Source organism: Streptomyces sp. NPDC012888 (genome assembly GCF_042900645.1).
Taxonomy (GTDB): Bacteria; Actinomycetota; Actinomycetes; order Streptomycetales; family Streptomycetaceae; genus Streptomyces.
The window spans coordinates 216,207-242,666 of sequence record NZ_JBIBBM010000003.1; the positions used below are offsets into that span (position 1 = coordinate 216,207).

Here is a 26,460-nt window from a genome sequence, read left to right on the forward strand (position 1 = left end):
GCCGGCCCGCGCACACCCGTTCAATTGTTGCCGCGGGATGAAAACCGCCGGTGCGCGCGTTGGTGCCTTCCGGCAGGACAGGACTAACGGGGAGGTCACGTGGCGGCGGCAGAGAGGACCGGGGACGCGCCCGGATGGGCGCGGAGGCTCACCGCCTACACCTGGCGGTACAAGACGAACGTGCTCCTCGCCCTCGGATCGTCGCTGGGCGGCATGGCGATCATGGCCCTGGTCCCGCTGGTCACCAAGGTCATCATCGACGACGTCATCGGCGACCACAGCCGGCCCATGGGGCCCTGGGCCGGCGCGCTCGTGGCCGCCGCGGTCGCCGTGTACGTCATGACGTACATACGCAGGTACTACGGCGGCCGGCTGGCCCTCGACGTGCAGCACGACATGCGCACCGACATGTACGACAGCATCGCCCGCCTCGACGGCCGGCGGCAGGACGAGCTGTCCACCGGCCAGGTGGTGGGCCGGGCGACCAGCGACCTCCAGCTCATCCAGGGCCTGCTGTTCATGCTCCCCATGACCATCGGGAACTTCCTGCTCTTCGGGATCTCGCTCGCGGTCATGCTCTGGCTGTCGCCGCTGCTCACCCTGGTGGCGCTGCTGATGGCCCCGGCGCTGTGGTTCATCGCGAGCCGCAGCCGCAAGAAGCTCTTCCCCGCCACCTGGTGGGCCCAGGGCCAGGCCGCCGCCGTCGCCTCCGTGGTCGACGGGGCCGTGAGCGGCGTCCGCGTGGTCAAGGGCTTCGGCCAGGAGGACCAGGAGACCGGCAAGCTCCGCGAGGCCGGCCGCCGGCTGTTCGCGGGCCGCCTGCGGACCATCCGGATGAACTCCCGGTACACGCCCGCGCTCCAGGCCGTGCCCGCGCTCGGGCAGGTGGCGATGCTCGCCCTCGGCGGCTGGATGGCCACCCGCGGCCAGATCAGCCTCGGCACCTTCGTGGCGTTCTCCACCTACCTCGCGCAGCTCGTCGGCCCGGTCCGGATGCTCGCCATGGTCCTGACCGTCGGCCAGCAGGCGCGCGCCGGCGTCGAGCGCGTCGTGGAGCTCATCGACACCGAACCCACCCTCCGCGAGGGCGACGAGGAGCTGCCCGCCGACGCGCCCGCCACCGTCGAGTTCGAGGACGTGTCCTTCGGCTACGACCCGGACCGGCCCGTCCTGGACGGCTTCAGCCTGCGCGTGGAGCCCGGGGAGACCGTCGCCGTGGTCGGCGCCTCCGGCAGCGGCAAGTCCACCCTCTCGCTGCTGCTGCCCCGGTTCTACGACGCCACCGCCGGCACCGTCCGGGTCGGCGGCCGTGACGTCCGGGACCTCACCTTCGACTCGCTGCGGGCCGCGATCGGCCTGGTGCCCGAGGACTCCTTCCTCTTCTCCGACACGGTGCGCGCCAACATCGGCTACGGCCGGCCCGGGGCCGGCGAGGCGGAGATCCGCGCCGCCGCCCGCGCCGCCCAGGCCGACGGTTTCATCGAGGCCCTCCCGGCCGGCTACGACACCACGGTCGGCGAGCAGGGCCTGACCCTGTCCGGAGGGCAGCGGCAGCGGATCGCGCTGGCCCGGGCCATCCTGACCGACCCCCGGCTGCTGCTGCTGGACGACGCGACCTCGGCCGTCGACGCCCGCGTGGAGCACGAGATCCACGAGGCCCTGAAGTCGGTGATGGCCGGGCGCACCACCCTGCTGATCGCCCACCGCCGCTCCACCCTGGCGCTCGCCGACCGGATCGCCGTCCTCGACCGCGGCCGGCTGGCCGACGTCGGCACGTACGCCGAGCTGGAGGGCCGGTCCGCGCTGTTCCGCCGGCTGCTGACCGACCCGGACGCGCTCGCCGCCGGCTCCCCGCGCACCCGCGAGGAGGAGGCCGCCGTCATCGCCGACCTCGAACGGGACCTGGAGGACCTGGAGATCGAGGCGGAGATCGACGCGGAGCCGGTCAACGCCAAGCGGCGCCCCGCCGAGGGGATCACCCCGGAGCTGTGGCGGCGGGACGAGGACGGGCCGGACAAGGCCACCGCCACGGCCCCGGCCGCCGGAGGCGGTACCCCGTTCACCATGACCGGTGTGGTCGCCGGCATGCCGGCCACCCCGGAGCTGCTGGCGAAGGTGGCCGCGCTGCCGCCCGCCACGGACGTCCCCGGGATCGACGAGGAGCGGGCCGCCGCCCCGGAGGAGAGCTACGGGCTGCGCCGGCTGCTGCGCGGGTTCTGGGCGCCGCTGGCCGTCAGCCTCGGACTGGTGGCCGTGGACGCGGGCGCCGGCCTGCTGCTGCCGATCCTGATCAGGCACGGCATCGACGACGGCGTGCAGCGGCTCTCCCTCGGCGCGGTCTGGGCGGCCTCCCTGTTGGCGCTGCTGGTGGTGACCGGGCAGTGGGCGGCGCAGTTCGCCGAGACCCGGATGACCGGCCGGACCGGCGAGCGGGTGCTGTACTCGCTGCGCGTGAAGATCTTCGCCCAGTTGCAGCGGCTCGGCCTCGACTACTACGAGCGCGAGCTGACCGGCAAGATCATGACGCGGATGACCACCGACGTGGACGCCCTGTCGACCTTCCTGCAGACCGGGCTGGTCACCGCCGTCGTCTCGGTGTTCACCTTCCTCGGCATCCTCGTCGCCCTGGTCGTCCTCGACGTCGGCCTGGCACTCATCGTCTTCGCCACCCTGCCGGTGCTGGTGGTCGGCACGATCGTCTTCCGCCGCAAGTCGGTGAAGGCCTACGAGCTGGCCCGGGACCGGGTCGGCCTGGTCAACGCCGACCTCCAGGAGTCGGTGTCGGGGCTGCGGATCGTGCAGGCCTTCCGCCGCGAGGGCGCGGGCGCGGCCCGGTTCGCCGAGCGCAGCCACGCGTACCTGGAGGCCCGGGTGCGCGGCCAGTGGCTGATATCGGTCTACTTCCCGTTCGTGCAGCTGCTGTCCTCGGTGGCCGCCGCGGCCGTGCTGATCGTCGGCGCGGGCCGGGTCGGGGCGGGCACGCTCACCACCGGCGCGCTCGTCGCCTACCTGCTCTACATCGACCTGTTCTTCGCCCCGGTCCAGCAGCTCTCCCAGGTCTTCGACGGCTACCAGCAGGCCACCGTCTCGCTGGGGCGGATCCAGGAGCTGCTGCGGGAGCCGACCAGCACCCCGCGCCCGGCCGCGCCGCGCCCGGTGGGCGAACTCCGCGGGGAGATCGCCTTCGAGGACGTCCACTTCCGCTACGGCACCGCGGAGGAGCGCGGCGAGAAGGGCGAGGCGCTCGCCGGAATAGGGCTGCGGATACCCGCCGGGCAGACCGTCGCCTTCGTCGGTGAGACCGGGGCCGGCAAGTCCACCCTGGTGAAGCTGGTCGCCCGGTTCTACGACCCGACCTCCGGCCGGGTCACCGTCGACGGCACCGACCTGCGCGAGCTCGACCTGACGGGCTACCGCCACCGGCTGGGCGTCGTCCCGCAGGAGGCGTACCTCTTCCCGGGGACGGTCCGGGACGCCATCGCCTACGGGCGGCCCGACGCGAGCGACGCCGAGGTGGAGGCGGCGGCCCGCGCGGTCGGCGCCCACGACATGATCGCCACGCTGGACGGCGGCTACCTGCACGCCGTCACCGAGCGCGGCCGCAACCTGTCGGCCGGGCAGCGCCAGCTGATCGCGCTGGCCCGGGCCGAACTCGTCGACCCGGACGTGCTGCTGCTCGACGAGGCCACCGCCGCGCTGGACCTGGCCACGGAGGCCCTGGTGAACCAGGCCACGGACCGGCTCGCGGGCCGGCGCACCACCCTGGTGGTGGCCCACCGGCTGACCACCGCGGCCCGCGCCGACCGGGTCGTGGTGATGGACCGCGGCCGCGTCGTCGAGGACGGCACGCACGAGGAGCTCCTCGCGCGGGGCGGCCGCTACGCCGCGCTGTGGCGGACGTTCGTCGGGGAGGACGAGCGGGCTGCGGCCTGACCGCGACGGCGGGGGAGGCAACCTTGTGCGGGGCACACGCGTCGTATGGGCGTGCGTGCGTTCGTAATACGTACGACTGACCGCTGGTGGGGGGAACCGTGTTCAACGCATGGGGCCGCAAGGGCCCGTTGGCCAAGGGCGTGGGCGTCTGCGCGGCGGCGCTGGGCCTGGCCGCCGCCGGGCTGTTCGGCGCGGCGCCCGCGTACGCCGCGACCGGCGGCTGCGCGGGCCGGCTGATGGAGACCGTGTCGTTCTCGACGGGCGAGGTGCGGGTCTACAAAACCCGCACCCACGCGTGCGCGGTGACCGTCCCGTACCGGTCCGGGGTGCGGCAGCACATGTCCGTCACCATCACGCCGCGCGGCGGCGTCCCGGTCCGCGACTCCGGCCGCTTCACCCGCTTCGCCGGACCGGTGACGGTCTACGCGGTCAGCCGCTGCGTGTACGTGCGCGGCGAGGTCGGGTCCGGCGCGGTCACCTCCGGCTGGATCCTCTGTTGACCGGCTGACTCAACGAGGTCTGGTCAGCGGCGTGTTGACCCCGTAGGTTCACGGCGACCGCAGTGAACTCCAGGGGAGGGTGAATGCGCAAGGCGCTCAGATGGCTGTTGTCGCTCGTGGTGCTGATCGGCACCGTGGGCGCGGCCGGTGGCACGGCCCAGGCGGCTACCGCCGCCGGGCCCGGGGCCGGCCCGGACATCAAGGACCAGGTCCTGGCCGTACCGGGGATGAGCCTCATCGAGGAGAAGCCGTACCCCGGCTACCGGTTCTTCGTACTGAACTATGAGCAGCCGGTGGACCACCGGAAGCCGTGGGAGGGCACCTTCAAGCAGCGGATCACCCTGCTGCACAAGGACGTCGAACGCCCGACCGTCTTCTTCACCTCCGGATACAACGTCAACACCAACCCGCGGCGGAGCGAGCCGACGACCATCGTCGACGGCAACCAGGTGTCGATGGAGTACCGGTTCTTCACCCCGTCCCGGCCCGACCCGGCCAACTGGGCGAAGCTCGACATCTGGCAGGCCGCCAGCGACCAGCACCGGATCTTCACCGCCCTGAAGAAGATCTACAAGAAGAACTGGATATCCACGGGCGGCAGCAAGGGCGGCATGACCGCCACCTACTACGAGCGCTTCTACCCGCGCGACATGGACGGCGTCGTCGCGTACGTCGCGCCCAACGACGTCGTCAACAAGGAGGACTCGGCCTACGACCGGTTCTTCGCCAAGGTCGGCACCAAGGAGTGCCGCGACCGGCTGAACGGCGTCCAGCGCGAGGCGCTGGTGCGCCGCGAGCCGCTCCAGGCCAAGTACGCGGCGGCCGCCGCCGAGAACGGCTGGACCTTCAGCACCGTCGGCGACCTCGACCGCGCGTACGAGGCCGTCGTCCTCGACTACGTGTGGGCGTTCTGGCAGTACAGCCTGCTCGCCGACTGCGGGAACGTCCCGGTCGCGGCGACCGCCACGGACCAGGAGATCTGGGACAGCGTCGACGCCATCTCCGGCTTCTCCGCCTACAGCGACCAGGGCCTGAACACGTACACGCCGTACTACTACCAGGCCGGCACCCAGCTCGGGTCGCCCGACATCAAGCAGCCCCACCTGGGCAACCTGAGCCGCTACGGCTACCAGCCGCCGCGGAACTTCGTGCCCCGCGACATCCCCATGACCTTCCAGCCGTGGGTGATGGCCGACGTCGACCGCTGGGTGCAGAACAACGCCCACCGGATGCTCTTCGTCAACGGGCAGAACGACCCGTGGAGCGCCGAACCGTTCCGCCTCGGCTACGGCGCGCGTGACTCCTACGTGATGACCGCGCCGGGCGCCAACCACGGGGCCAACGTCGCCAAGCTCCAGGAGGGTGAGCGGGCCCTGGCCACCGCCAAGATCCTGGAGTGGGCCGGCGTCGCCCCGGCCGCCGTCCAGGCCGACGCGGCGAAGGCCCGCCCGCTGGCCAAGGCGGACGCCAGGCTCGACCAGCACGAGACGGAGCGCGAGCCGCAGCTGCGGCCGTGACGCGCACCGCTACCGCGTGACCCCCGGGCCACGGTCTCCGTACGTGAGGCCGTGGCCCAGCGGGTACCGGCCGGGCACCGGGACGGGCAGCCGGCCCGCCGGCCGCACCGCCCCGGCCAGCACCCGGGCGGCCGCCCGCAGCTCCACGTCGGTCCACGAGTACGTCGCCACGCTCGCCGCGCACTCCGGCAGCCGGGCCGCGTCGTACGGGTTGCGGACCGCCACGCCGACCACCGGCACCCCGGTCGCGATCAGGTCCGTCACCAGCGTCCGCTGCGGACTGTCCCCCTCCGGCACGTTGTACGTGCAGACCAGGACCGCGTCGTGGCCGGGTGCCGCGGCCACCGCCCGGTCCGCCGCGACGGCCCGCGCGGCGAACCCCAGGGCCGCCAGCTCGCGGGCCAGCACGGCCGTCGGCGGGCCGGTCGTACCGGACGGGGAGGCCGGGTCGGCCCCCGTGACCAGCAGGCGGGGCCGGACGGCCGGGTCCAGCGGCAGCAGGCCGCGCGGGTCGGCCAGGACCGTGGTCGTGCCGGCCGCGATCTCGTCGGCCGCGGCCAGATGGGCCGGGCGGCCGACGACGGCCGCCACCTCGTCCGCGTCGGTGAACGGGTCCGTGAACAGGCCGCGCCGCGCCTTGAGCTCCAGGACGCGCAGCACCGACTCGCCGATCCGCTCCTCGGTCAGCTCCCCGGACCGGACGGCCGCCATAACGCTCCGGTGCGCCAGCGCCAGGTCCGGCGGGTTCAGCAGCTGGTCGCAGCCCGCCTTCAGCGCCAGCACCGGCACCCGGTCGTCCCCGTACTTCTGCCGCACGCCGGCCATGTCGAGGGCGTCGGTGACCACCACCCCGCGGAACCCGAGGCGTTCGCGCAGCAGCCCGGTGAGGATCGGCCGGGAGAGGGTCGCCGGATCGCCCGAGGGGTCCAGGGCGGGAACCACGATGTGGGCGGACATCACCACGTCCACCCCCGCCGCGATCGCCGCGCGGAACGGCGGCTCGTCCAGCTCCTCCCACTCGGCCCGGGAGTGGTCCATCACCGGCAGCCCGACGTGGCTGTCGGTGGCGGTGTCCCCGTGTCCCGGGAAGTGCTTGGCGGTGGCGGCCACCCCGGAGTCCTGGTAGCCGCGCACCTGCGCCGCGACCAGGGCCGAGACGGCCTGCGGGTCCGAACCGAAGGACCGCACGCCGATCACGGGGTTGGCCGGATCGGTGTTCACGTCGGCGACCGGCGCGTAGTCCTGCCGCACGCCCAGCGCGGCGAGTTCCGCGCCCGCGATCCGCGCGGCCCGGCGGGCGGCCCGTACCGAGCCGCCCGCGCCGAGCGCCATGGCCCCCGGCAGCAGGGTGGCCGGCTTGCCGATCCGGGCGATGATCCCGTGCTCCTGGTCGGTGGAGAGCAGCAGCGGGATCCGGGCGGGGGCGTCCAGGGCCACCCGCTGGAGCCCGTCGGAGAGAGCGGCGATCTGCCGCGGCGAGCGCGTGTTGTGCGCCCAGGCGAAGTAGACGATCCCGCCGAGGTGGTAGCGGGCGACCAGCTCGGCCGCCGTACGGACCCCGAAGTGGGTGAGGTTGGCCTGGGCGTCGGCCGGGTCCGGGTCGGTCGCGGAATGCCCGTACGCCCGGCTGACGAACAGCTGGCCGACCTGCTCGGCCAGGGTCATCCCTTCGAGCAGGCGCTCCGGCCGCGCCGACGGGGGCCGGTCCGGGTTGCGGGCGTCGGCGTACCCGCCGGCCGGGCGGGGCCACAGGGCGGCGGCTCCGGCGGCCGCCGCACCCGCGGCCAGGGTGAACAGACCGCGTCGGGACGCATGGAAGGGCACCAGAGCACGCTAGCGCCGGGCCGCCCCTCCGCGCGGGCCGACACCCCTGGTTACCCCCGACGGCACCAACGGCGCCCGACGGCACCGACGGCGCCGGGCCGCGCCCGGTGGCGCCCGGCCACGCCGGCGGCACCCGGCCGGCTCAGGGGCCCGGCGGGACCCAGTGCGCCCGGAGCGTACGGACGGCCTCGGTGATCGCGGGCCGGCGCGCGGCCCCGGTCCGCCACAGGGCGTACAGCCGCCGGACCGGCGCCGGCTCCAGCGGGACGGCCACCGCACCGGCCGGCAGCGCGCCGGTGCCCAGCCGGGGCACCACCGCCACCCCCAGGCCAGCCGCCACCAGCGCGACCAGGGTGTGGTTCTCCTCCGCCGTGTGCGCCACGTCCGGTTCGATGCCCGCCGACCGCAGGGTCCGCACCAGCCAGTCGTGGCACACCCGGCCGGGCGGCTGGCACACCCAGCGCTGCCCCGCCAGGTCGGCGTGCCGGACCAGCGGCAGCCGGGCGAACCGGTGCTCCGCCGGCACCACCAGATCGCACCGCTCCTCGCCCAGGAACAGCTGCTCCACCCCCTCGGGGGCGGGCAGCGGGGCGACGTCCCAGTCGTGCGCCACCGCCAGGTCGGTGATCCCACGGGCCACCAGGTCCACCGACAGGTGGGGGTCCACCTCGGTCAGCCGTACGTCCAGCGCGGGGTGACGGCGTGCCAGGTCGGCCAGCACCACCGGCATCAGGCCGCGCGCCGCCGAGGCGAACGCGGCCACCGTCAGCCGCCCCCCGGGCTGTCCCCGGCGCTCCTCCAGGGTGGTCTCGGCGCGTTCGACGATCGCCAGCAGCTCCTGGGCGGTGGCGGCCAGGTGCCGGGCCTCGTCGGTGAGGACCACGCCGCGCCCCCGCCGCTCCAGCAGGGTGGTGCGGGTCTCCCGCTCCAGCTTGGCGATCTGCTGCGAGACCGCGGAGGGCGTGTAGCCGAGGGCGGACGCCGCGCCCGCGACCGAGCCGTGGACCGATACGGCGTGCAGGGCGCGCAGCCGGGACAGGTCGAGCATGGGGCCCATCGTAGGGCGGCGGGCCGGCGACGCGTAAGCACTGCTACATCCGACCCGGAAGAGATCCGCGCTGGTGCTACACGGTCGCAGCGCCCGATGCTCGGGGCATGCGTCCCGTACACACCGCCCTGGCCGTGCTCGTCGCCGCCGTCTGGGGCTTCAACTTCGTCGTCATCGAGATCGGGCTCGACCACTTCCCGCCGCTGCTGCTCTCGGCGCTGCGGTTCCTGGTGGCGGCCCTGCCCGCCGTGTTCCTGGTCGGCAGGCCCAAGGTCGCCTGGAAGTGGGTGCTCGGCGTCGGTCTTGCCCTGGGCCTGGCCAAGTTCGGGCTGCTGTTCACCGGGATGGCCGCGGGGATGCCGGCCGGGCTGTCCTCGCTGGTGCTCCAGGCGCAGGCGGTGTTCACCGTGGTGTTCGCGGCGGTCCTGCTGCGCGAACGCCCGGGCCGGACGCGGCTGCTGGGCATGGCGGTGGCGCTGGCCGGGGTCGGCGTGGCCGCGGTGGACGAGGGGGCCTCGGGGCCGGTACTGGGCTTCGCCCTGGTCGTCGCGGCGGCCGCCTGCTGGGGTGTGTCCAACGTCCTGACGCGCAGGGCCGCCCCGCCCGACGCGCTGAACTTCATGGTGTGGGTGTGCACGGTGCCGGTGCTGCCGCTGCTGGTGCTCTCGCTGCTGCTGGAGGGGCCGGAGCGGGACCTGGCCGCGCTGCGCGGTCTGGACTGGTCCGGGGCGGGCGTACTGGTGTACGTGGCCTGGGTGTCCACCGTGTTCGGGTTCGGGGCGTGGGGGTACCTGCTGCGCCGCTACCCGGCTTCGTCGGTGGCGCCGTTCTCGCTGCTCGTGCCGGTGTTCGGGATGTCCTCGGCGGCCCTGGTGCTGGGCGAGGAGGTGTCGGGGCCGCGCTGGGTCGCGGCGGCGCTCCTGGTGGGCGGGGTGGCGCTGACCTCGCTGGGACCGTCCCGAAAGGGCGGTACGTCCGGTACGTCCGGCAGGTCCGGGCCGGTCGGTGCGCCCGGGCCGGTCGGTGCGCCCGGGCCGGTCGGTGCGTCCGCGTCGGACGCGGGCGTCAGCGCGGGGAGCGTTCCTGCAGCGGCAGCCGCCAGTCCTGCCCCACCAGGCTCGCCCCGTACGAGCGGTGCGGCTTCTCCGAGACCAGCGTGAACCCGGCCCGCTGGTAGAGCGAACGGGCCGACTCCAGCACGTCGTTGGTCCACAGCACCAGGTCGCGGTAGCCGACGGACCGGGCGAACTCCACCACGGTGTCCACCAGCAGGCCGCCGATGCCGTGGCCGCGGCCCTCGGGTTCCACCAGGAGCAGCCGCAGCCGCGCGGTGCCGGGCGCGCCGTCCTCGCGCACGCACATCACCGAGCCGACCGGGCGGCCGTCCAGCTCGGCGATCCACACCCGTTCCAGGTGCGGGTCGTGGTCCTCGGCGAAGTCGGCGACGATCCGCGCCACCAGGCCCTCGAAGTCGGTGTTCCAGCCGTACTCGGCGGCGTACAGCGCGCCGTGGCGCTGGACGATCCAGCCGAGGTCGCCGGGCTCCGGTTCGCGCAACCGCACCCTGTCAGCCATGCCACAACTCTAGCCCGGGAGGCGGGGGAGGGGGCCGGGCGCTGTGGGGGCGCGGGCGCTGGCCGGAGCGCTCACGCGTGCCCGGAACGCCACGTCCGCGGTGATTTGGCGGCACCCTTGGGTCACGAAAAAATAAAGTCCTGTCCCGGCGTGCAACCGTCGGGCGCTGCCGTGGGTCGTACTCTGCGTCGGCACTTCCGGGGGAGGATCCGGGGGGATCGGGAAGTCCGGCACGGGAGGGGTAACCGTGAGGGGGTCCGGCCGTGAGGCCGGGCCCCCTTGGGTTTTCCACAGACCCGGTGGGATGTCGGCCCGGGGCGCTACCTTCGGGGCATGTCCAACACGGCAGTGGTCGAAGGGGTTCTGGAGCGGATCACGTACGCCAACGAGGAGAGCGGCTACACCGTCGCCCGGGTGGACACCGGGCGAGGGGGTGGGGACCTCCTCACGGTCGTCGGGTCCCTGCTCGGCGCGCAACCGGGCGAGTCGCTGCGGATGGAGGGCCGCTGGGGCTCCCACCCCCAGTACGGGCGGCAGTTCGTCTGCGAGAACTTCCGTACGGTGCTGCCCGCCACCGTCCAGGGGATCCGCCGCTACCTGGGCTCCGGCCTGATCAAGGGCATCGGTCCGAGGATCGCCGAGCGGATCGTCGACCACTTCGGGACCGACACGCTGGACGTCATCGAGACCGAGCCCGCGCGGCTGGTCGAGGTGCCGGGTCTCGGACCGAAGCGGACCCGGCTGATCGGCGCGGCCTGGGAGGAGCAGAAGGCCATCAAGGAGGTGATGGTCTTCCTCCAGGGGGTCGGGGTCTCCACCTCCATCGCCGTCCGCATCTACAAGAAGTACGAGGACGCCTCCATCTCGGTGGTGAAGAACCAGCCCTACCGCCTCGCCGCCGACGTCTGGGGCATCGGTTTCCTCACCGCGGACCGGATCGCCCAGGCGGTGGGGATCCCGCACGACAGTCCGGAGCGGGTCAGGGCCGGACTCCAGTACGCCCTGTCCCAGTCCGCCGACCAGGGCCACTGCTTCCTTCCGGAGGAGCGGCTGATCGCGGACGGGGTCAAGCTGCTCCAGGTGGACACGGGGCTGGTCATCGACTGCCTGGCCGACCTCGCCGCCGATCCCGAGGGGGTGGTGCGCGAGTCCGTGCCCGACCCCGACGGCGGCCCGCCGCTCAGCGCCGTCTACCTGGTGCCCTTCCACCGGGCCGAGCTGTCCCTCACCGCCCAGCTGCGCCGGCTGCTGGGCGCTGGGGAGGACCGCATGCCCGGCTTCCGCGACGTCGACTGGGACCGGGCGCTGGGCTGGCTGGCCGGGCGTACGGGGGCCGAGCTGGCGCCCGAGCAGCGGGACGCCGTCCGGCTGGCGCTGACCCGCAAGGTGGCGGTGCTGACCGGCGGGCCGGGCTGCGGCAAGTCCTTCACCGTGCGGTCGATCGTGGAGCTGGCCCGGGCCAAGAAGGCCAAGGTGGTGCTCGCCGCGCCCACCGGCCGGGCGGCCAAGCGGCTCGCGGAGCTCACCGGGGCGGAGGCCTCGACCGTGCACCGGCTGCTGGAGCTCAAGCCCGGCGGGGACGCGGCGTACGACCGGGACCGGCCGCTGGACGCCGACCTGGTGGTGGTCGACGAGGCCTCCATGCTCGACCTGCTGCTGGCGAACAAGCTGGTCAAGGCGGTGGCGCCGGGTGCCCACCTGCTGCTGGTGGGAGACGTGGACCAGCTGCCCTCGGTGGGGGCGGGGGAGGTGCTGCGGGACCTGCTGGCCGAGGGAGGTCCGGTCCCGGCGGTCCGGCTGACCAGGATCTTCCGCCAGGCCCAGCAGTCCGGTGTGGTCACGAACGCGCACCGCATCAACACCGGCCTGCCCCCGCTGACGGAGGGCCTGCCGGACTTCTTCCTGTTCGCCGAGGAGGACACCGAGGAGGCCGGGCGGCTCACCGTGGACGTCGCGGCCCGCCGGATCCCGGCCAGGTTCGGCCTGGACCCGCGCCGGGACGTCCAGGTGCTGGCGCCCATGCACCGCGGCCCGGCCGGGGCCGGCAACCTCAACGCCCTGCTCCAGCAGGCCATCACCCCGGGGCGGCCGCAGCTGCCCGAGAAGCGGTTCGGCGGGCGGGTGTTCCGGGTGGGCGACAAGGTCACCCAGATCAGGAACAACTACGACAAGGGGGCCAACGGGGTATTCAATGGGACCGTGGGCGTGGTCACGGCCCTCGACCCGGAGGAGCAGCGCCTGACGGTGCGGACCGACGAGGACGAGGAAGTGACATACGACTTCAACGAACTGGATGAGCTGGCTCACGCCTACGCCGTCACCATCCACCGCTCCCAGGGGAGTGAATACCCGGCGGTGGTGATCCCCGTCACGACCAGTGCTTGGACGATGCTCCAGCGGAACCTGCTCTACACGGCGGTGACCAGGGCGAAGAAACTGGTCGTGCTGGTCGGTTCGCGCAAGGCCCTTGGTCAGGCGGTGCGTACGGTTTCCGCAGGCAGGAGGTACACCGCGGTCGCCCCTAGGCTGTCCGGCCGCATACCGGTGGGAAACATCACCTAGGGTTTCCGCATCCGTCCCCGAGAGGGCAGGATAGGCGGGTTGACGGCACTCAGTGCCGTCAAAAACACCAAAGGCCGACCCCGAGTGCACTCTCCTGCGCCAAATGGGGGAAGGTAGAGGCAGTCAGGGCACCTCGAAGAAGAGGCACTACGTCGGTGAGGGATGACGTGAGCGACAACTCTGTAGTACTGCGGTACGCGGACGGTGAATACACCTACCCGGTGGTCGAGAGCACCGTCGGCGACAAGGGCTTCGACATCTCGAAGCTCCGGGCCCAGACAGGTCTGGTCACCCTGGACAGCGGCTACGGAAACACCGCCGCCTATAAATCCGCGATCACGTACCTCGACGGTGAGCAGGGCATCCTGCGCTACCGCGGCTACCCGATCGAGCAGCTGGCCGAGCGTTCGACCTTCATCGAGGTCGCGTACCTGCTGATCAACGGTGAGCTGCCGACCGTCGACCAGCTCGCGTCGTTCCGCAACGAGATCACCCAGCACACGCTGCTGCACGAGGACGTCAAGCGGTTCTACGACGGCTTCCCGCGCGACGCGCACCCGATGGCGATGCTGTCCTCCGTGGTCAGCGCGCTGTCCACGTTCTACCAGGACAGCCACAACCCGTTCGACGAGAAGCAGCGCCACCTCTCGACGATCCGCCTGCTGGCCAAGCTCCCGACCATCGCGGCGTACGCGTACAAGAAGTCGGTCGGCCACCCGGTCGTCTACCCGCGCAACGACCTCGGCTACGTCGAGAACTTCCTGCGCATGACGTTCTCCGTGCCGGCCCAGGAGTACGAGCTCGACCCGGTCGTGGTCTCCGCGCTCGACAAGCTGCTGATCCTGCACGCGGACCACGAGCAGAACTGCTCCACCTCCACCGTCCGTCTGGTCGGCTCCTCGCAGGCGAACATGTTCGCCTCGGTCTCCGCCGGCATCAGCGCCCTGTGGGGTCCGCTGCACGGTGGCGCCAACCAGTCCGTGCTGGAGATGCTGGAGGGCATCCAGGCCTCCGGCGGCGACGTCGACTCCTTCATCCGCAAGGTGAAGAACAAGGAGGACGGCGTCCGCCTGATGGGCTTCGGCCACCGCGTCTACAAGAGCTTCGACCCCCGGGCGAAGATCATCAAGGCCGCGGCGCACGACGTCCTCTCGGCCCTCGGCAAGTCCGACGAGCTGCTCGACATCGCGCTCAAGCTGGAGGAGCACGCGCTCGCCGACGAGTACTTCATCGAGCGCAACCTCTACCCGAACGTGGACTTCTACACCGGTCTGATCTACCGGGCCATGGGCTTCCCGACCGAGATGTTCACCGTGCTCTTCGCGCTCGGCCGGCTGCCCGGCTGGATCGCCCAGTGGCACGAGATGATCAAGGAGCCGGGTTCCCGCATCGGCCGTCCGCGGCAGATCTACACCGGCGAGGTCCTGCGCGACTTCGTCCCGGTCGAGTCCCGCTGACGTCCCTCGCGGCGCGCGCCCTTCAGGGCTGACGTCCCTCAGGACAGAGAAAAGCGCCCCGCCGTCGATCCCCCCACGGGTCGACGAGCGGGGCGCTTTCCGTTCCCCGGCACCGGATTCCCCCCACGGGACCCGAGCCGGGGTGTTCAGTGGTCTGCCGGGACCCGTACGGGTCGGGAGGGCCGCTCAAAGCTCCCCGTGGGCACGTGCCCCGGCCGGCTGATGCCCGGACATCCCCCAAGACCTCCGCGGAACGCCCCCCAGGCGTTCCCGGCATCGCCCCATTAGACCCACCAGGGCCCCCGATGGTTACGTCGGTATCACTGTGATCTGCGTCTCCCGTGAAGAACCTGTGTGCGAACGGGGGAGGGTGGGCCGGGGGAAGGGCGCTCAGGCGCGGCCGGCCAGCTCGTATCCGGCCTCGTCCACGGCGGCCCGCACGTCCTCGTCGGCGAGCGGGGCCTGGGAGACCACGGTGACCTCGCCGCTGGCCGCCACGGCCTTGACCGAGGTCACGCCCGGGAGGCCGGACAGCTCGGTGGTCACCGCGCCCTCGCAGTGCCCGCAGGTCATGCCGGTCACGCGGTAGACGGTGGTGGTCTGGGTGTCCGTCTCGGCGGTCATGTCGTTCTCCTCTTCGGGTACGTGCGGTAGGTGGCGCAGCCTATACCCCTAGGGGGTATTAAGCGAGCGTGGCGTTCTCCATCAAGTGGACAAGTAGCGTGAACCATATGTAAATGGCGCGTATGGCGCTTGCGGGCACGCTGATCCTGGTCGATCCATCGCGGTGATCGCGCCGCTGCCGGCCTACGCCGCGCCGCGCTGGGTGTCCAGGGCGTACCGGCGTCCGGCGAGGCCGCGGCGCTGGTGGGCGCCGGGATGGTCTCCGTGCCGCTCTTCCCGCGGGCCGGCCTCCGGTCGTGGCCGCGCGGACCGGCCGGGGCGCCGGAGGGCGGGCCCGCGCCCCGGGTCAGCGCGTCGGGGGAGTCGTGGTGACCATGGGCTCCAGGTAGCGCAGCAGCACCGCCTTGAGTTCGGCCTTGTAGGCGGCGCGCTGGTCGCCCTCGCTGGCCAGGATGAGGTCCATCGAGGACTTGAAGATGCCCAGGACCATGTTGGCGACCAGGTCCAGCTCGGCGGGGGTGGCCCCGGGCCGGAAGCGGGCCAGGACCCCCTCGACCCGGGCCAGCATGCCGGTGTGCAGCTCCTCGTGTTCCTGTTCGAGGGCGACGCCGGGCACGCCGGATCCGTGCATCAGGGCCCAGAACGCCGGGTTCTCGCACTGGAACTCGACCAGCGGGTCGAGGACGGCGTCCAGCAGCTCGGGCAGCGGCCGGTCGAGGTTCTCCGGCAGGAAGGCCTGGCCGTGCATCTCGTGTGCCCGCTGGAGCAGCCGGCCGCCCAGCTCCACGGCGATGGCCTCCTTGTTCGGGAAGAACTGGTAGAGGGTGCCGGGCGACACGCCGGCCTCGCGGGCGATCGAGTTGGTGCTCGCGGCGGCGTAGCCGGACTTGCAGAACACGCCGGCGGCGGCTTCGAGGAGCTGGGCGATGCGGCGTTCGCCGCGCGCCTGGCGGCGGGGGGCGGCCGTGGTCGGGGTGGTCCCGGCGGCCTTCTTCGCGGCCCGGGTGGTGCGGGTGGCCTTCGTGGGCCGTGCGGCCTCCGCGGGCTTCACGGCCTCTGCGGAGTTCCCGGACTTCGCCGACTTCCCGGACTTCGCTGACTCCGCGGACTTCGCGGACGGCTCCGCCGCGGCCTCGCGGGCCGGCTCCGCGGTGCTGGTGGCCTTCCGGGCGGGGTTCTCCTCGGGCAACACGGCAAAGCCCTCCTTCCCAAGGGCGATTGACAAACGCGAGTGATCGCTCGCATTCTTGAGAAACGCGAGCGACTGCTCGTGTTTGCCAGTCTATTTCGTCTGGCAATCACGGTGAAGGGGACACCGAGCCATGCCCGAAGTCAAAACCCAGCTGCCCTCGGGGGAGGGCCGCTGGACCAGGATCGTCACCGCCCGGCCGCGTCTGTCACTCCTGCTCGCCCTGGTGGTCACGGCCCTTGCGGTGATCGCGGGCGGTGGAGTGGCCGACCGGATGGGGAGCGGCGGCTGGGAGGACCCCGACGCGCGGTCCACCTACGCCACCCGTGTGCTGGAGCGCGAGTTCCCGGCCTCCCAGCCCAACCTCCTGCTGCTCCTCGACACCGGGACCGCCGGGGTCGACGACCCCGCCGTCGCCGCCGAAGCGGCGCGGCTGACCGCCCGGCTCGCCGCCGAGCAGGGCGTCGTGCCGGTCGGGTCGTACTGGCAGGACCCCTCACCCGCGCTGCGCTCCGAGGACGGCCGGCAGGGCCTGATCGCCGCCCGGGTGCAGGGCGACGAGAAGGCCGCCACCGCGGTCCTGGACCGGATCGCCCCCGGACTGCGCGGCACCCACGGCCCGGTGGAGGTGTCCATCGGGGGACCGGTCGCCGTACAGGCGGAGGTCACCGCCACCATCCAGGAGGACCTGGTCCGGGCCGAGCTGATCGCCCTGCCGGTCACCCTCGTCCTGCTCGTCCTCGTCTTCGGCAGCGCCATCGCGGCCCTGCTGCCGCTGGGCGTCGGCATCGTCGCCATCCTCGGCACCAATGCCGTGCTGCGCGGGCTCACCGAGTTCACCGACGTCTCGGTGTTCGCCATGAACCTCACCACCGCGCTCGGCCTCGGCCTCGCCATCGACTACGCCCTGTTCATCGTCCGCCGCTTCCGGGAGGAACTCGCCGCCGGGAAGGACCCGGCGGCCGCCGTCGGGACCACCCTGCGGACGGCCGGGCGGACCGTCCTGTTCTCGGCCCTCACGGTCGCCGTGGCACTCTCCGCGATGCTGCTGTTCCCGATGTACTTCCTCCGCTCCTTCGCCTACGCGGGGATCGCCGTCGTACTGATCGCCGCCGCGGCGGCGCTGGTCCTGCTGCCGGCCGCCCTGCTGCTGCTCGGTGAGCGGGTCAACTCCCTGGACCTGCGCCGCCTGTGGCGGCGCGGCCCGAGCGCGGCTCGGCCCGCGCCCGAGGAGACCGGCCGGGGATGGGCCCGCTCGACGGCCCTGGTGATGCGCCGGGCACCTCTGTTCGCCGTCGCCACCACCGTCGGACTGCTCCTGCTCGGCCTGCCCTTCCTCGGAGTCAGGTTCGGCACGGTCGACGACCGGCAGCTGCCGGCCGGCGCCGAACCGCACGTGGTGCAGCAGCACATCAGGGACGGCTTCCCGGGCAGCCCCGGATCCGAACTGGTCGTCCTCGCCGAGGGCCCCGCGACCCCGGCCGAACTCGGCGCCTACCGGGCCCACCTGGAGGACCTCCCCGGAGTGCTGCGCGCCGAAGGACCGGTCGGCTCGGGCCAGTACGCCTACTTCACCGTCCTCGGAGAGGGCGAGGCCGTCGGCCGGCAGGCACAGGACCTGGTCGGAGAGGTCCGGTCCGTCACCGCGCCCTTCGACACGGCGGTCACCGGGCAGGCCGCCGTGCTGGTCGACGCGCAGGACGCCATCGCCGAACGCCTGCCCTGGGCCCTCGCTCTGATCGTGGCCGCCACGCTGCTGCTGGTCTTCCTGCTCACCGGCAGCGTGCTGATACCCCTCCAGGCCGTCCTGCTCAACGCCCTCAGCCTGACCGCCATGTTCGGCGCGGTGGTGTGGGTCTTCCAGGAGGGCAACCTCTCCGGACTGCTCTCCTTCACCGCCACCGGAGACATCGAGACCACCCTGCCGGTGCTGATGTTCTGCATCGCCTTCGGACTCTCCATGGACTACGGGGTCTTCCTCATATCGAGGATCAAGGAGGAGTACGAGCGCACCGGGGACCACGAGGGTGCCGTGCGGACCGGACTGGCCCGCACGGGCGGGCTGATCACCGCGGCGGCCGTCATCCTGGCCGTGGTGATGGTGGCCATCGGCACCTCACGGGTGACCAACACCAAGATGCTCGGGCTGGGCATCGCGCTGGCCGTGCTGATGGACGCGATGGTGGTCCGCAGCCTGCTCGTGCCGGCGGTGATGAAGCTGACCGGCCGCGCCACCTGGTGGGCGCCCGGCCCGCTGCGCAGACTGCACGAGCGGTTCGGGCTCAGCGAGGGCGACCCCGCCCCCGGCCCCGGACACCGCCCCGGACCGGAGACGGCAGGCCCGGAGGCGGGCACACCCGGGGTCCCGCCGGCCGGGTCCCGGCCGGAGCGCCAGCCGGCCGGAACGCGGTAGGACGCAGGACCGTCTAGTCGTCCCGGCGGCCGCGGTTGCCGGGACGGCGCGCCACCCAGGCGCGGATCGTGTCCGCGTACCAGTACGGCTTCCCGGCCTCCACGTGGTCGGGCGGGGGGAGGAGCCCGTGCTTGCGGTACGAGCGGACGGTGTCGGGCTGGACCCGGATGTGGGCGGCGATCTCCTTGTACGACCACAGCTTCCGGTCGGTCATGTCGGGGCACCTCCTTGTCCGCGCCGCAGGGGCGGCCGGGAGGCCGTCGGGGGGACCGGGGCACGGACGGTGACGATCACTCGGGTTGTGCCCGTAGAACGACACCGGGTGAGCGCAGGGGAGCGGCTGTGGTGTGGCTGTGACGGAAGGCCCGCGTAACGCGGACATGCGTGACAGCCGCTCCACCGCCGTGACAGAAGTGACACGGGAGCGGAGGGGGGAGCGGGGGTGTCGTACGGGCGCGGAGCGCGGATCAGTGGTACAGGGGCGGCCGTCCGGCCATCTCCACGGGGGTGCGGACTCCGGTGCGCAGCGCCGTCAGCCCTGCTTCCGACACGGCGGCCGCGGCATACCCGTCCCAGGCGTCCGGGCCGGTGACCCGGCCCCGGGCGGCCGCCGCCACCCAGGCCCGCAACTGGCGGTCGTAGGCGTCCGCGAAGCGGACCGTGAAGTCCTGGACGATCTCCTCGGACCGGCGGCCCGCGGCCTCGACGTCCATCGTCCGGCCCTCGCCGATCCGGGCGCTGCCCGCCTCGCCCACCGCCTCGCACCGCACCTGGTAGCCGAAGCCGCAGTTGACGAAGACCTCGACGTCCACGATCGCCCCGCCGGAGGTCTCCATCAGCACCAGCTGCGGATCCCTCAGCCCCTCCGGAGCCCCGGCCGAGGACGCCGGGGACAGCACCGACACCGCGGTGACCTCCTGCCCGAGCAGCCAGCGGGCGGCGTCCACCTCGTGCACCACCGAATCGCTGATCAGCATCCCGCTGGTGAAGAACGACGGCGAGGAGGCGTTGCGGTGCCGGCAGTGCAGGAACAGCGGCCGCCCGATCCCGCCCGCGTCCAGCAGCTCCTTCAGCCGCACGTACTCGGCGTCGTAGCGGCGCATGAAGCCCACCTGGATCCGGCGCCGCCCCAGCCGCTGCTCCGCCTCCAGCACCCGCAGCGCACCCGCCGCGTCGGGAGTCAGCGGCTTCTCGCACAGCACCGGCAGGTCCAGCTCCAGCGCGGCCAGCAGCGCCTCCTCGTGGGCCGGGCCCGGCGACGCGATCACCACCGCCCCGACCCCCGGGGCGGCCAGCGCCGCCGCCGGATCCGTATGGGCGCTCGCCCCCTCCGCCGAGGCGGCGACCTCCTTCGCCCGGTCACCGTCCGGGTCGGCCACCGCCACCACCCGGGCCCCGCCCACCGTCACACCGAACCGGCGCACGTGGTCGGCACCCATCCTCCCGGCACCGATCACCGCCACCCCGAGCGTGCCGCTCATCGACCCCTCCTCCTCGATCCCGTCCCCGTGGCCGTCCCCATGCCCGTCCCCATCCCCGTCCCCCCTCGCCTCAACGGGCGCCGCAGGTCCGCAGGTAGTCCCGGGTACGCCGGGCGATGGGCAGCGGGCGCTCCGGCGGACACGGGTACATGTCCTGCTCCACGATCGCGAACAGCTCCACCCCCAGCTTCTGGGCCGCCGCCAGCACCGGCTCCAGCGCGGGCACCCCCGACGGCGGCTCGCACATCACGCCGCGCGCCACCGCCGGGCCGAACGGGACCTGCTGCGCCACCACTTCGGCCAGCACCCGCGGATCCACCTGCTTGAGGTGCAGGTAGCCGATCCGCTCCCCGTACGTCTCGATCAGCTCCACGCTGTCCCCGCCGCAGTACGCGTAGTGCCCGGTGTCCAGGCACAGCGAGACCGTCTCCGCGTCGGTCGCGTCCAGGAACCGGGCCACGTTCTCCGGGGTGTCCACGTGCGTGTCCGCGTGCGGGTGCACCACGATCCGCAGTCCGAACCGGTCCTCGACCTCCCGGCCCAGCCGCTCCGTCTGCTCCGCCAGGTCCCGCCACTGCCCGGCCGTCAGCACCCGGTCCTCCAGCACCGCGCCGGTCTTGTCGTCCCGCCAGAACGACGGGATCACCACCAGGTGACCCGCCCCCACGCCCCGGGCGAGCTCCGCCACCCGCGACACGTGCTCCCAGGTCTGCTCCCAGACCGCCGGGCCGTGATGGAGTCCGGTGAAGACGGTGCCGGCCGAGACCCGCAGCCCCCGCGCGGCGGTCTCCTCCGCCAGCCGCACGGGATCGGTGGGGAGGTAGCCGTACGGGCCGAGTTCGATCCACTCGTAGCCCGCCTCGGCGACCTCGTCGAGGAACCGCTCCCACCCCGTCTGCGCCGGGTCCTCGGGGAACCACACCCCCCAGGAGTCCGGGGCCGAACCGACACGGATACGGGACAACGCGTGCGGGGAGGACGTCATAGCGGCCAGCTTAGGCCGCACCGCGCCTGGACACTGGAGGTTCCGACTGTGAGCACGGATCCGTTCGACCTGATCACCATGGGCCGGATCGGGGTGGACCTGTACCCGCTGCAGAGCGGGGTGACGCTGGCCGAGGCCGAGACCTTCGGCAAGTTCCTCGGCGGCTCCCCGGCCAACGTCGCGGTGGCGGCCGCCCGTCTCGGCCGGCGCACCGCGGTGATCACCCGGACCGGAGCGGACCCCTTCGGCGGGTACCTCCGCGCCGAACTCCGGCGCTTCGGCGTGGACGACCGCTGGGCCGGTGAGGTCGAGGGCCTGCCCACGCCGCTGACCTTCTGCGAGCTCTTCCCGCCCGACCACTTCCCGATCCACTTCCGCCGCGAACCCCAGGCGCCCGACCTGCGGATCCACCCCGGCGAGCTCGACCTCGCGGCGGTCCGGGCGGCCCGGGCCTTCTGGATCACCGGCACCGGCCTCAGCGCCGAACCCAGCCGGTCGGCGACCCTGGCGGCGCTCGCCGCGCGCGACCGGTCCCCGCTGACCGTCTTCGACCTGGACTGGCGCCCGGCGCTGTGGGACGGGGCCGAGGACCCCGCCGGACCGTACGCGCGGGCCCTGGCGGGAGCGTCGGTCGCGGTGGGCAACGCGGAGGAGTGCGAGGTCGCGACCGGCGAGAAGGAGCCGCACGCGGCGGCCCGGGCGCTGCTGGCGGCGGGCGTGGACCTGGCGGTGGTCAAACGCGGCCCCGACGGCGTGCTGGCCGTGCACCGGGACGGCACGGTGGCCGAGGTCCCGCCCGTCCCCGTCGAGGTGGTCAACGGCCTCGGCGCAGGTGACGCGTTCGGCGGCGCCCTGTGCCACGGGCTGCTGGCGGGCTGGGAGGTGGAACGGACGGTGCGCTACGCGAACGCCGCGGGAGCGATCGTGGCGGGGCGGCTGGCCTGCGGGGCGGCGATGCCGTATGCCGGTGAGGTGGAGGAGGTGCTGGGCGGGTGCCGCTGATCTCGGAACACGGGCTGGATCTCACCCGGCTGCGGGTGGTGGAGCTCGCGGCGGGCGAGACGTACGCGTTCGCCTGCGGCGAGCTGGAGTGGATCGTGCTGCCGCTGGCCGGCGGGTGCGAGGTCCGCTGCGCGGAGGCGCCCCCCACCCCGCCGCCCGATCCCGGTCCCGGGCTCCGCCCGGACCCCTCCGGGACTCCCCGCCCCGCCCTCGGCGCCCCGGACACCGGCGGGGCCGGACCGGACCCCGGCGCCGCGGAGCGGGTGATGCGGTTGCGCGGGCGGAGCGGGGTGTTCGACGGGGTCACGGACTTCGCGTACGCGCCGCGTGACGGGTGGGTCGAGGTGCGGTCCGCGGGCGGGGGGCGGTTCGCGCTCGCCGGGGCCGTGTGCGAGCGGCGGCTGCCCGCCCGGTACGGCCCTGCCGCCGACGTCCCCGTGGAACTCCGCGGCCGCGGCACCTGCTCCCGGCAGGTCAACAACTTCGCCGCCGCCGACACCTTCGAGTGCGACCGCCTGATCGCGGTGGAGGTCCTCACCCCCGGCGGGAACTGGTCCTCCTACCCGCCGCACAAGCACGACGAGCACCATCCCGGGGAGGAGTCCCGGCTGGAGGAGATCTACTACTTCGAGATCGCCCCGCACGGCGCCACCCCCGGCGTCGGCTACCAGCGGGTGACACCGTCCCCCGCGGGGAAGACCGACGTCCTCGCCGAGGTGCGGTCCGGCGACGCCGTGCTGATCCCCGACGGCTGGCACGGCCCGTCCATCGCCGCTCCCGGGCACGACATGTACTACCTGAACGTCATGGCGGGCCCCGACGCCACCCGAGAGTGGTTGATCCGCGACCACCCCGACCACGCCTGGATCCGGGACACCTGGCCGGGGAAGCCCGTCGACCCGCGGCTGCCCTTCCACCGTGCGGAGGACACCGCCCGATGAGCCGCACGACCAGACTGACCACCGCCCAGGCGCTGATCGCCTTCCTGGCCCGCCAGTACACCGAACGCGACGGCCGCCGGCACCGCCTGATCGCCGCCACCTGGGGCATCTTCGGCCACGGCAACGTCGCCGGGATCGGCCAGGCGCTGCTGGAGACCGGCGGGAAGGACATGCCCTTCCTCCAGGGCCGCAACGAGCAGGCCATGGTGCACGCCGCCGTCGGGTACGCCCGCCACAGCGGCCGCCTGTCCGCGCACGCCGTCACCACCTCCATCGGGCCCGGCGCCACCAACCTCGTCACCGGCGCGGCGCTCGCCACCGTCAACCGGATCCCGGTCCTGCTGCTGCCCGGCGACACCTTCGCCACCCGGCCCGCCGACCCGGTGCTCCAGCAGCTCGAAGTGCCCTGGGCCGGCGACGTGTCCGTCAACGACACGCTGCGGCCGGTGTCCCGCTACTTCGACCGGATCACCCGCCCCGAAGCGCTGGTCCCCGCCGCCCTCCAGGCCATGCGGGTGCTCAGCGACCCGGTCGCCACCGGCGCCGTCACCCTCGCCCTGCCCCAGGACGTCCAGGCGGAGGCCCACGACTGGCCGGTGGACTTCTTCGCCGAACGCGTCTGGACCGTGCGCCGCCCCCGGCCCGACCGCACGGAGCTGGAGGCAGCCGCGGACGCCGTGAAGGCGGCAGCCCGGCCGCTGCTGATCGCCGGCGGCGGGATCCGGCACAGCGGCGCCCAGGCCGAGCTGGCCGCGTTCGCGGAGGCCACCGGCATCCCCGTCGCGTCCACCCAGGCCGGCAAGGGCGCCCTGCCCCACGACCACCCCGCCGACGTGGGCGGCATCGGCCACACCGGGACCGCCACCGCGAACGCGCTGGCCCGCCGCGCCGACCTGGTGATCGCCGCCGGGACCCGGCTGACCGACTTCACCACGGCATCAGCGACCCTGTTCGAGGACCCCGCTGTCCGGTTCCTCGGCCTCAACCTCGACCCGTACGACGCGCACAAACTGGCCGCCCGCCCCCTCGTCGCCGACGCCCGCGAAGCGCTCGGGGAACTCGCCGCCCTGCTCGGCGGCCACCGCGTGGAGTCCGGCTACACCGCCGCGTACACCGCCGCCAAGGCGGACTGGGAGCGGCGGGTCGACCTGGCCTTCCACGCCGGGGACCCGGACGCCGCCCCCACCCAGGCGCAGGTCCTGGGGGCCCTCGACGCCGTGGTCACCGGCGACGACGTCCTCGTCAACGCGGCCGGCTCGCTCCCCGGTGACCTGCACAAGCTGTGGCGGACCCGGTCCCCGCTCCAGTACCACGTCGAGTACGGCTACTCCTGCATGGGCTACGAGATCCCGGCCGCGCTCGGCGTGGCCCTCGCCGAGCCCGGCCGGCCGGTGTGGGCGCTGGTCGGCGACGGCACGTACCTGATGAACCCGACCGAACTGGCCACCGCCGTGCAGGAGGGCGTCCCGCTGAAACTGGTCGTCCTCGACAACCGGGGGTACGCCTCCATCGGGGGGCTCTCCGAGGCGGTGGGCGGCGAACGGCTCGGCACCGGATTCCGGGACGCCGGCCCGGGGGCGGTGGACCTCGCCGCCAACGCGGCCTCCCTCGGGATGGCCGTGATCCGCGCCCACACCGTCCGTGACCTGCGGGAAGCGCTCGCCGAGGCGCGGGCCGCGGACCGTCCCACATGTGTCTACACACGGACCCGAACGCCCGACACTGTGTCGGGCCCGCCCTCCGCGCAGGCGTGGTGGGATGTTCCCGTGGCCGAGACCGCGACCCGTCCGTCCGCGATCGAGGCCCGTGAAGAGTACGACCGGCAAGCCGCGCAGCGACGTCGCCATCTGTGAAGGAGCAACGCTAATGAAGACCGTCAACCACTGGATCGGTGGCAAGACCGTCGAGGGCGCGTCGGGCAACTACGGCCCGGTCACCGACCCGGCGACCGGCCAGGTCACCACCCAGGTCGCGCTGGCCTCGGCGGACGAGGTGGACGCCGCGGTACGCGTCGCCAAGGAGGCCTTCCAGAGCTGGGGCCAGTCCTCGCTGGCCGCCCGCACCAAGGTGCTGTTCGCCTACCGGGCGCTGCTGGACGCCAACCGGGACGCGATCGCCGAGCTGATCGTCGCCGAGCACGGCAAGGTGCACTCGGACGCGCTGGGCGAGGTCGCGCGCGGCCTGGAGATCGTCGAGCTGGCCTGCGGGATCACCACGCAGCTCAAGGGCGAGCTGTCGACGTCCGTCTCCAACCGGGTCGACGTGGCCGCCATCCGCCAGCCGCTGGGCGTGGTCGCCGGCATCACCCCGTTCAACTTCCCGGCGATGGTCCCGATGTGGATGTTCCCGCTGGCCGTCGCCTGCGGCAACACCTTCGTCCTCAAGCCGAGCGAGAAGGACCCGTCGGCCGCCAACAAGCTGGCCGAGCTGGCGTCCGAGGCCGGTCTGCCGGACGGCGTGCTGAACGTCGTCCACGGCGACAAGGTGGCGGTGGACGCGCTGCTCTCGCACCCGGACGTGGCCGCCGTCTCCTTCGTCGGCTCCACCCCCATCGCCCGGTACATCCACACCACCGCGTCCGCCAACGGCAAGCGCGTGCAGGCCCTGGGCGGCGCCAAGAACCACATGCTGGTCCTGCCGGACGCCGACCTCGACGCGGCCGCCGACGCCGCGGTCTCCGCCGCGTACGGCTCGGCCGGCGAGCGCTGCATGGCCATCTCGGCCGTCGTGGCCGTCGGAGCCATCGGTGACGCCCTGGTCGAGAAGATCCGCGAGCGCGCCGAGAAGATCAAGATCGGCCCGGGCAACGACCCGGCGTCGGAGATGGGCCCGCTGATCACCAAGGCGCACCGCGACAAGGTCGCCTCCTACGTCCACGGCGCCGCCGCCCAGGGCGCGGACGTGGTCCTGGACGGCACCGGCCACACCGTCGAGGGCTTCGAGGACGGCCACTGGATCGGCCTGTCCCTGCTGGACAACGTCAAGACCGACTCCGACGCCTACCGCGACGAGATCTTCGGCCCGGTGCTGTGCGTGCTCCGCGCCGAGACCTACGAGGAGGGCGTGGCCCTCATCAACGCCTCGCCGTTCGGCAACGGCACGGCGATCTTCACCCGGGACGGCGGCGCGGCCCGCCGCTTCCAGCTGGAGATCGAGGCGGGCATGGTCGGCGTGAACGTGCCGATCCCGGTGCCGGTGGGCTACCACTCCTTCGGTGGCTGGAAGGACTCCCTCTTCGGCGACCACCACATCTACGGCAACGACGGCATCCACTTCTACACCCGCGGCAAGGTCGTCACGACCCGCTGGCCCGACCCGTCGGAGGCCCCCGCCGGCGTCGACCTCGGCTTCCCCCGCAACCACTGACCCACCCCGCCCCCGGTCCGCAGAACCCCCGGCCACCCCTCAC

The 26,460-nt window shown here is 73.2% G+C and carries 18 protein-coding genes and 1 pseudogene; 11 read left to right on the forward strand and 8 right to left on the reverse strand.

The genetic code is table 11. The features are described from left to right. Positions 1 to 99: 99 nt before the first annotated feature. The 3 genes from ACFY61_RS05910 to ACFY61_RS05920 all read left to right on the forward strand — a co-directional run bounded on the left by ACFY61_RS05910 (position 100) and on the right by ACFY61_RS05920 (position 5,950). Positions 100 to 3,933, forward strand: a complete 3,834-nt coding sequence (locus tag ACFY61_RS05910; protein WP_389467468.1) for an ABC transporter ATP-binding protein — start codon at positions 100 to 102, stop codon at positions 3,931 to 3,933. 98 nt (positions 3,934 to 4,031) lie between these two features. Next, the gene (locus ACFY61_RS05915) at positions 4,032 to 4,433 is read left to right on the forward strand and encodes a hypothetical protein (protein WP_389467471.1); all 402 of its coding nucleotides are present in this window, start codon (positions 4,032 to 4,034) and stop codon (positions 4,431 to 4,433) included. Positions 4,434 to 4,516: 83 nt separating this feature from the next. Beyond that, positions 4,517 to 5,950, forward strand: coding sequence for a S28 family serine protease (locus ACFY61_RS05920; protein WP_389467474.1), 1,434 nt, complete (start codon positions 4,517 to 4,519; stop codon positions 5,948 to 5,950). A 9-nt stretch (positions 5,951 to 5,959) separates the two neighbouring features. On the opposite strand, the gene ACFY61_RS05925 is transcribed toward ACFY61_RS05920, so the two are convergent. After that, positions 5,960 to 7,774: a glycoside hydrolase family 3 protein gene (locus ACFY61_RS05925; RefSeq protein ID WP_389467477.1), complete on the reverse strand. Its 1,815-nt coding sequence runs from the start codon at positions 7,772 to 7,774 to the stop codon at positions 5,960 to 5,962. A 142-nt stretch (positions 7,775 to 7,916) separates the two neighbouring features. Then, a complete protein-coding gene (locus ACFY61_RS05930) occupies positions 7,917 to 8,822 on the reverse strand; it encodes a LysR family transcriptional regulator (RefSeq protein ID WP_389467480.1) in 906 nt (301 codons plus the stop codon). Positions 8,823 to 8,929: 107 nt separating this feature from the next. Here ACFY61_RS05930 and ACFY61_RS05935 point away from each other — a divergent pair, with 107 nt between their 5' ends. Beyond that, on the forward strand, positions 8,930 to 9,982 hold the full coding sequence (locus ACFY61_RS05935) for an EamA family transporter (RefSeq protein WP_389467482.1): 1,053 nt from the start codon (positions 8,930 to 8,932) through the stop codon (positions 9,980 to 9,982). Here ACFY61_RS05935 and ACFY61_RS05940 read toward each other — a convergent pair. Beyond that, positions 9,888 to 10,385, reverse strand: a pseudogene (locus ACFY61_RS05940) (GNAT family N-acetyltransferase); the annotation flags it as partial. The gene ACFY61_RS05935 and the pseudogene ACFY61_RS05940 sit on opposite strands and share 95 nt — an antisense overlap. A gap of 345 nt (positions 10,386 to 10,730) precedes the next feature. Here ACFY61_RS05940 and ACFY61_RS05945 point away from each other — a divergent pair. Both ACFY61_RS05945 and ACFY61_RS05950 read left to right on the forward strand, forming a co-directional pair. Then, the gene (locus ACFY61_RS05945; RefSeq protein ID WP_389467485.1) at positions 10,731 to 12,959 is read left to right on the forward strand and encodes an ATP-dependent RecD-like DNA helicase; all 2,229 of its coding nucleotides are present in this window, start codon (positions 10,731 to 10,733) and stop codon (positions 12,957 to 12,959) included. Between the two features lie 167 nt (positions 12,960 to 13,126). Continuing rightward, positions 13,127 to 14,416: a citrate synthase gene (locus ACFY61_RS05950; RefSeq protein WP_389467488.1), complete on the forward strand. Its 1,290-nt coding sequence runs from the start codon at positions 13,127 to 13,129 to the stop codon at positions 14,414 to 14,416. 390 nt (positions 14,417 to 14,806) lie between these two features. On the opposite strand, the gene ACFY61_RS05955 is transcribed toward ACFY61_RS05950, so the two are convergent. Together ACFY61_RS05955 and ACFY61_RS05960 are read right to left on the reverse strand one after the other, a co-directional pair. Next, a complete protein-coding gene (locus ACFY61_RS05955) occupies positions 14,807 to 15,040 on the reverse strand; it encodes a heavy-metal-associated domain-containing protein (protein WP_389467491.1) in 234 nt (77 codons plus the stop codon). Positions 15,041 to 15,386: 346 nt separating this feature from the next. Further along, entirely contained in the window at positions 15,387 to 16,091 is a 705-nt protein-coding gene (locus tag ACFY61_RS05960) for a TetR/AcrR family transcriptional regulator (RefSeq protein ID WP_389468166.1), read from the reverse strand. A gap of 271 nt (positions 16,092 to 16,362) precedes the next feature. Here ACFY61_RS05960 and ACFY61_RS05965 point away from each other — a divergent pair, with 271 nt between their 5' ends. Further along, positions 16,363 to 18,642, forward strand: coding sequence for an MMPL family transporter (locus ACFY61_RS05965; RefSeq protein WP_389467493.1), 2,280 nt, complete (start codon positions 16,363 to 16,365; stop codon positions 18,640 to 18,642). Positions 18,643 to 18,655: 13 nt separating this feature from the next. On the opposite strand, the gene ACFY61_RS05970 is transcribed toward ACFY61_RS05965, so the two are convergent. From ACFY61_RS05970 to ACFY61_RS05980, 3 genes are all read right to left on the reverse strand, one after another. Then, positions 18,656 to 18,856, reverse strand: a complete 201-nt coding sequence (locus tag ACFY61_RS05970) for a helix-turn-helix transcriptional regulator (RefSeq protein ID WP_389467496.1) — start codon at positions 18,854 to 18,856, stop codon at positions 18,656 to 18,658. A gap of 253 nt (positions 18,857 to 19,109) precedes the next feature. Continuing rightward, on the reverse strand, positions 19,110 to 20,123 hold the full coding sequence (locus tag ACFY61_RS05975) for a Gfo/Idh/MocA family protein (protein ID WP_389467498.1): 1,014 nt from the start codon (positions 20,121 to 20,123) through the stop codon (positions 19,110 to 19,112). Positions 20,124 to 20,193: 70 nt separating this feature from the next. Further along, a complete protein-coding gene (locus ACFY61_RS05980; RefSeq protein ID WP_389467500.1) occupies positions 20,194 to 21,108 on the reverse strand; it encodes a sugar phosphate isomerase/epimerase family protein in 915 nt (304 codons plus the stop codon). 78 nt (positions 21,109 to 21,186) lie between these two features. Between ACFY61_RS05980 and iolC the strand changes: the two genes are divergently transcribed. Genes iolC through ACFY61_RS06000 form a run of 4 tightly spaced genes read left to right on the forward strand, consistent with a single transcriptional unit; the run spans position 21,187 to position 26,417 of the window. Beyond that, positions 21,187 to 22,110, forward strand: a complete 924-nt coding sequence (iolC, locus tag ACFY61_RS05985; RefSeq protein WP_389468169.1) for a 5-dehydro-2-deoxygluconokinase — start codon at positions 21,187 to 21,189, stop codon at positions 22,108 to 22,110. Next, a complete protein-coding gene (iolB, locus tag ACFY61_RS05990; RefSeq protein WP_389467503.1) occupies positions 22,101 to 23,051 on the forward strand; it encodes a 5-deoxy-glucuronate isomerase in 951 nt (316 codons plus the stop codon). Before iolC ends, iolB begins: the two co-directional genes overlap by 10 nt. Continuing rightward, complete coding sequence (gene iolD, locus ACFY61_RS05995; protein ID WP_389467506.1) at positions 23,048 to 24,904, forward strand: 3D-(3,5/4)-trihydroxycyclohexane-1,2-dione acylhydrolase (decyclizing); 1,857 nt, start codon at positions 23,048 to 23,050, stop codon at positions 24,902 to 24,904. The genes iolB and iolD overlap by 4 nt, the downstream gene beginning before the upstream one ends. A gap of 13 nt (positions 24,905 to 24,917) precedes the next feature. Beyond that, entirely contained in the window at positions 24,918 to 26,417 is a 1,500-nt protein-coding gene (locus tag ACFY61_RS06000) for a CoA-acylating methylmalonate-semialdehyde dehydrogenase (protein WP_389467509.1), read from the forward strand. The last annotated feature ends 43 nt before the right edge of the window (positions 26,418 to 26,460 follow it).

Coding starts and splice junctions, on each gene's coding strand:
- ACFY61_RS05920 (WP_389467474.1), top strand. CDS start 4,517: ATGCGCAAGGCGCTCAGATGGCTGTTGTCGCTCGTGGTGCTGATCGGC.
- ACFY61_RS05930 (WP_389467480.1), bottom strand. CDS start 8,822: ATGCTCGACCTGTCCCGGCTGCGCGCCCTGCACGCCGTATCGGTCCAC.
- ACFY61_RS05935 (WP_389467482.1), top strand. CDS start 8,930: ATGCGTCCCGTACACACCGCCCTGGCCGTGCTCGTCGCCGCCGTCTGG.
- ACFY61_RS05945 (WP_389467485.1), top strand. CDS start 10,731: ATGTCCAACACGGCAGTGGTCGAAGGGGTTCTGGAGCGGATCACGTAC.
- ACFY61_RS05955 (WP_389467491.1), bottom strand. CDS start 15,040: ATGACCGCCGAGACGGACACCCAGACCACCACCGTCTACCGCGTGACC.
- ACFY61_RS05965 (WP_389467493.1), top strand. CDS start 16,363: ATGCCCGAAGTCAAAACCCAGCTGCCCTCGGGGGAGGGCCGCTGGACC.
- ACFY61_RS05970 (WP_389467496.1), bottom strand. CDS start 18,856: ATGACCGACCGGAAGCTGTGGTCGTACAAGGAGATCGCCGCCCACATC.
- ACFY61_RS05975 (WP_389467498.1), bottom strand. CDS start 20,123: ATGAGCGGCACGCTCGGGGTGGCGGTGATCGGTGCCGGGAGGATGGGT.
- ACFY61_RS05980 (WP_389467500.1), bottom strand. CDS start 21,108: ATGACGTCCTCCCCGCACGCGTTGTCCCGTATCCGTGTCGGTTCGGCC.
- iolC (WP_389468169.1), top strand. CDS start 21,187: ATGGGCCGGATCGGGGTGGACCTGTACCCGCTGCAGAGCGGGGTGACG.
- iolD (WP_389467506.1), top strand. CDS start 23,048: ATGAGCCGCACGACCAGACTGACCACCGCCCAGGCGCTGATCGCCTTC.
- ACFY61_RS06000 (WP_389467509.1), top strand. CDS start 24,918: ATGAAGACCGTCAACCACTGGATCGGTGGCAAGACCGTCGAGGGCGCG.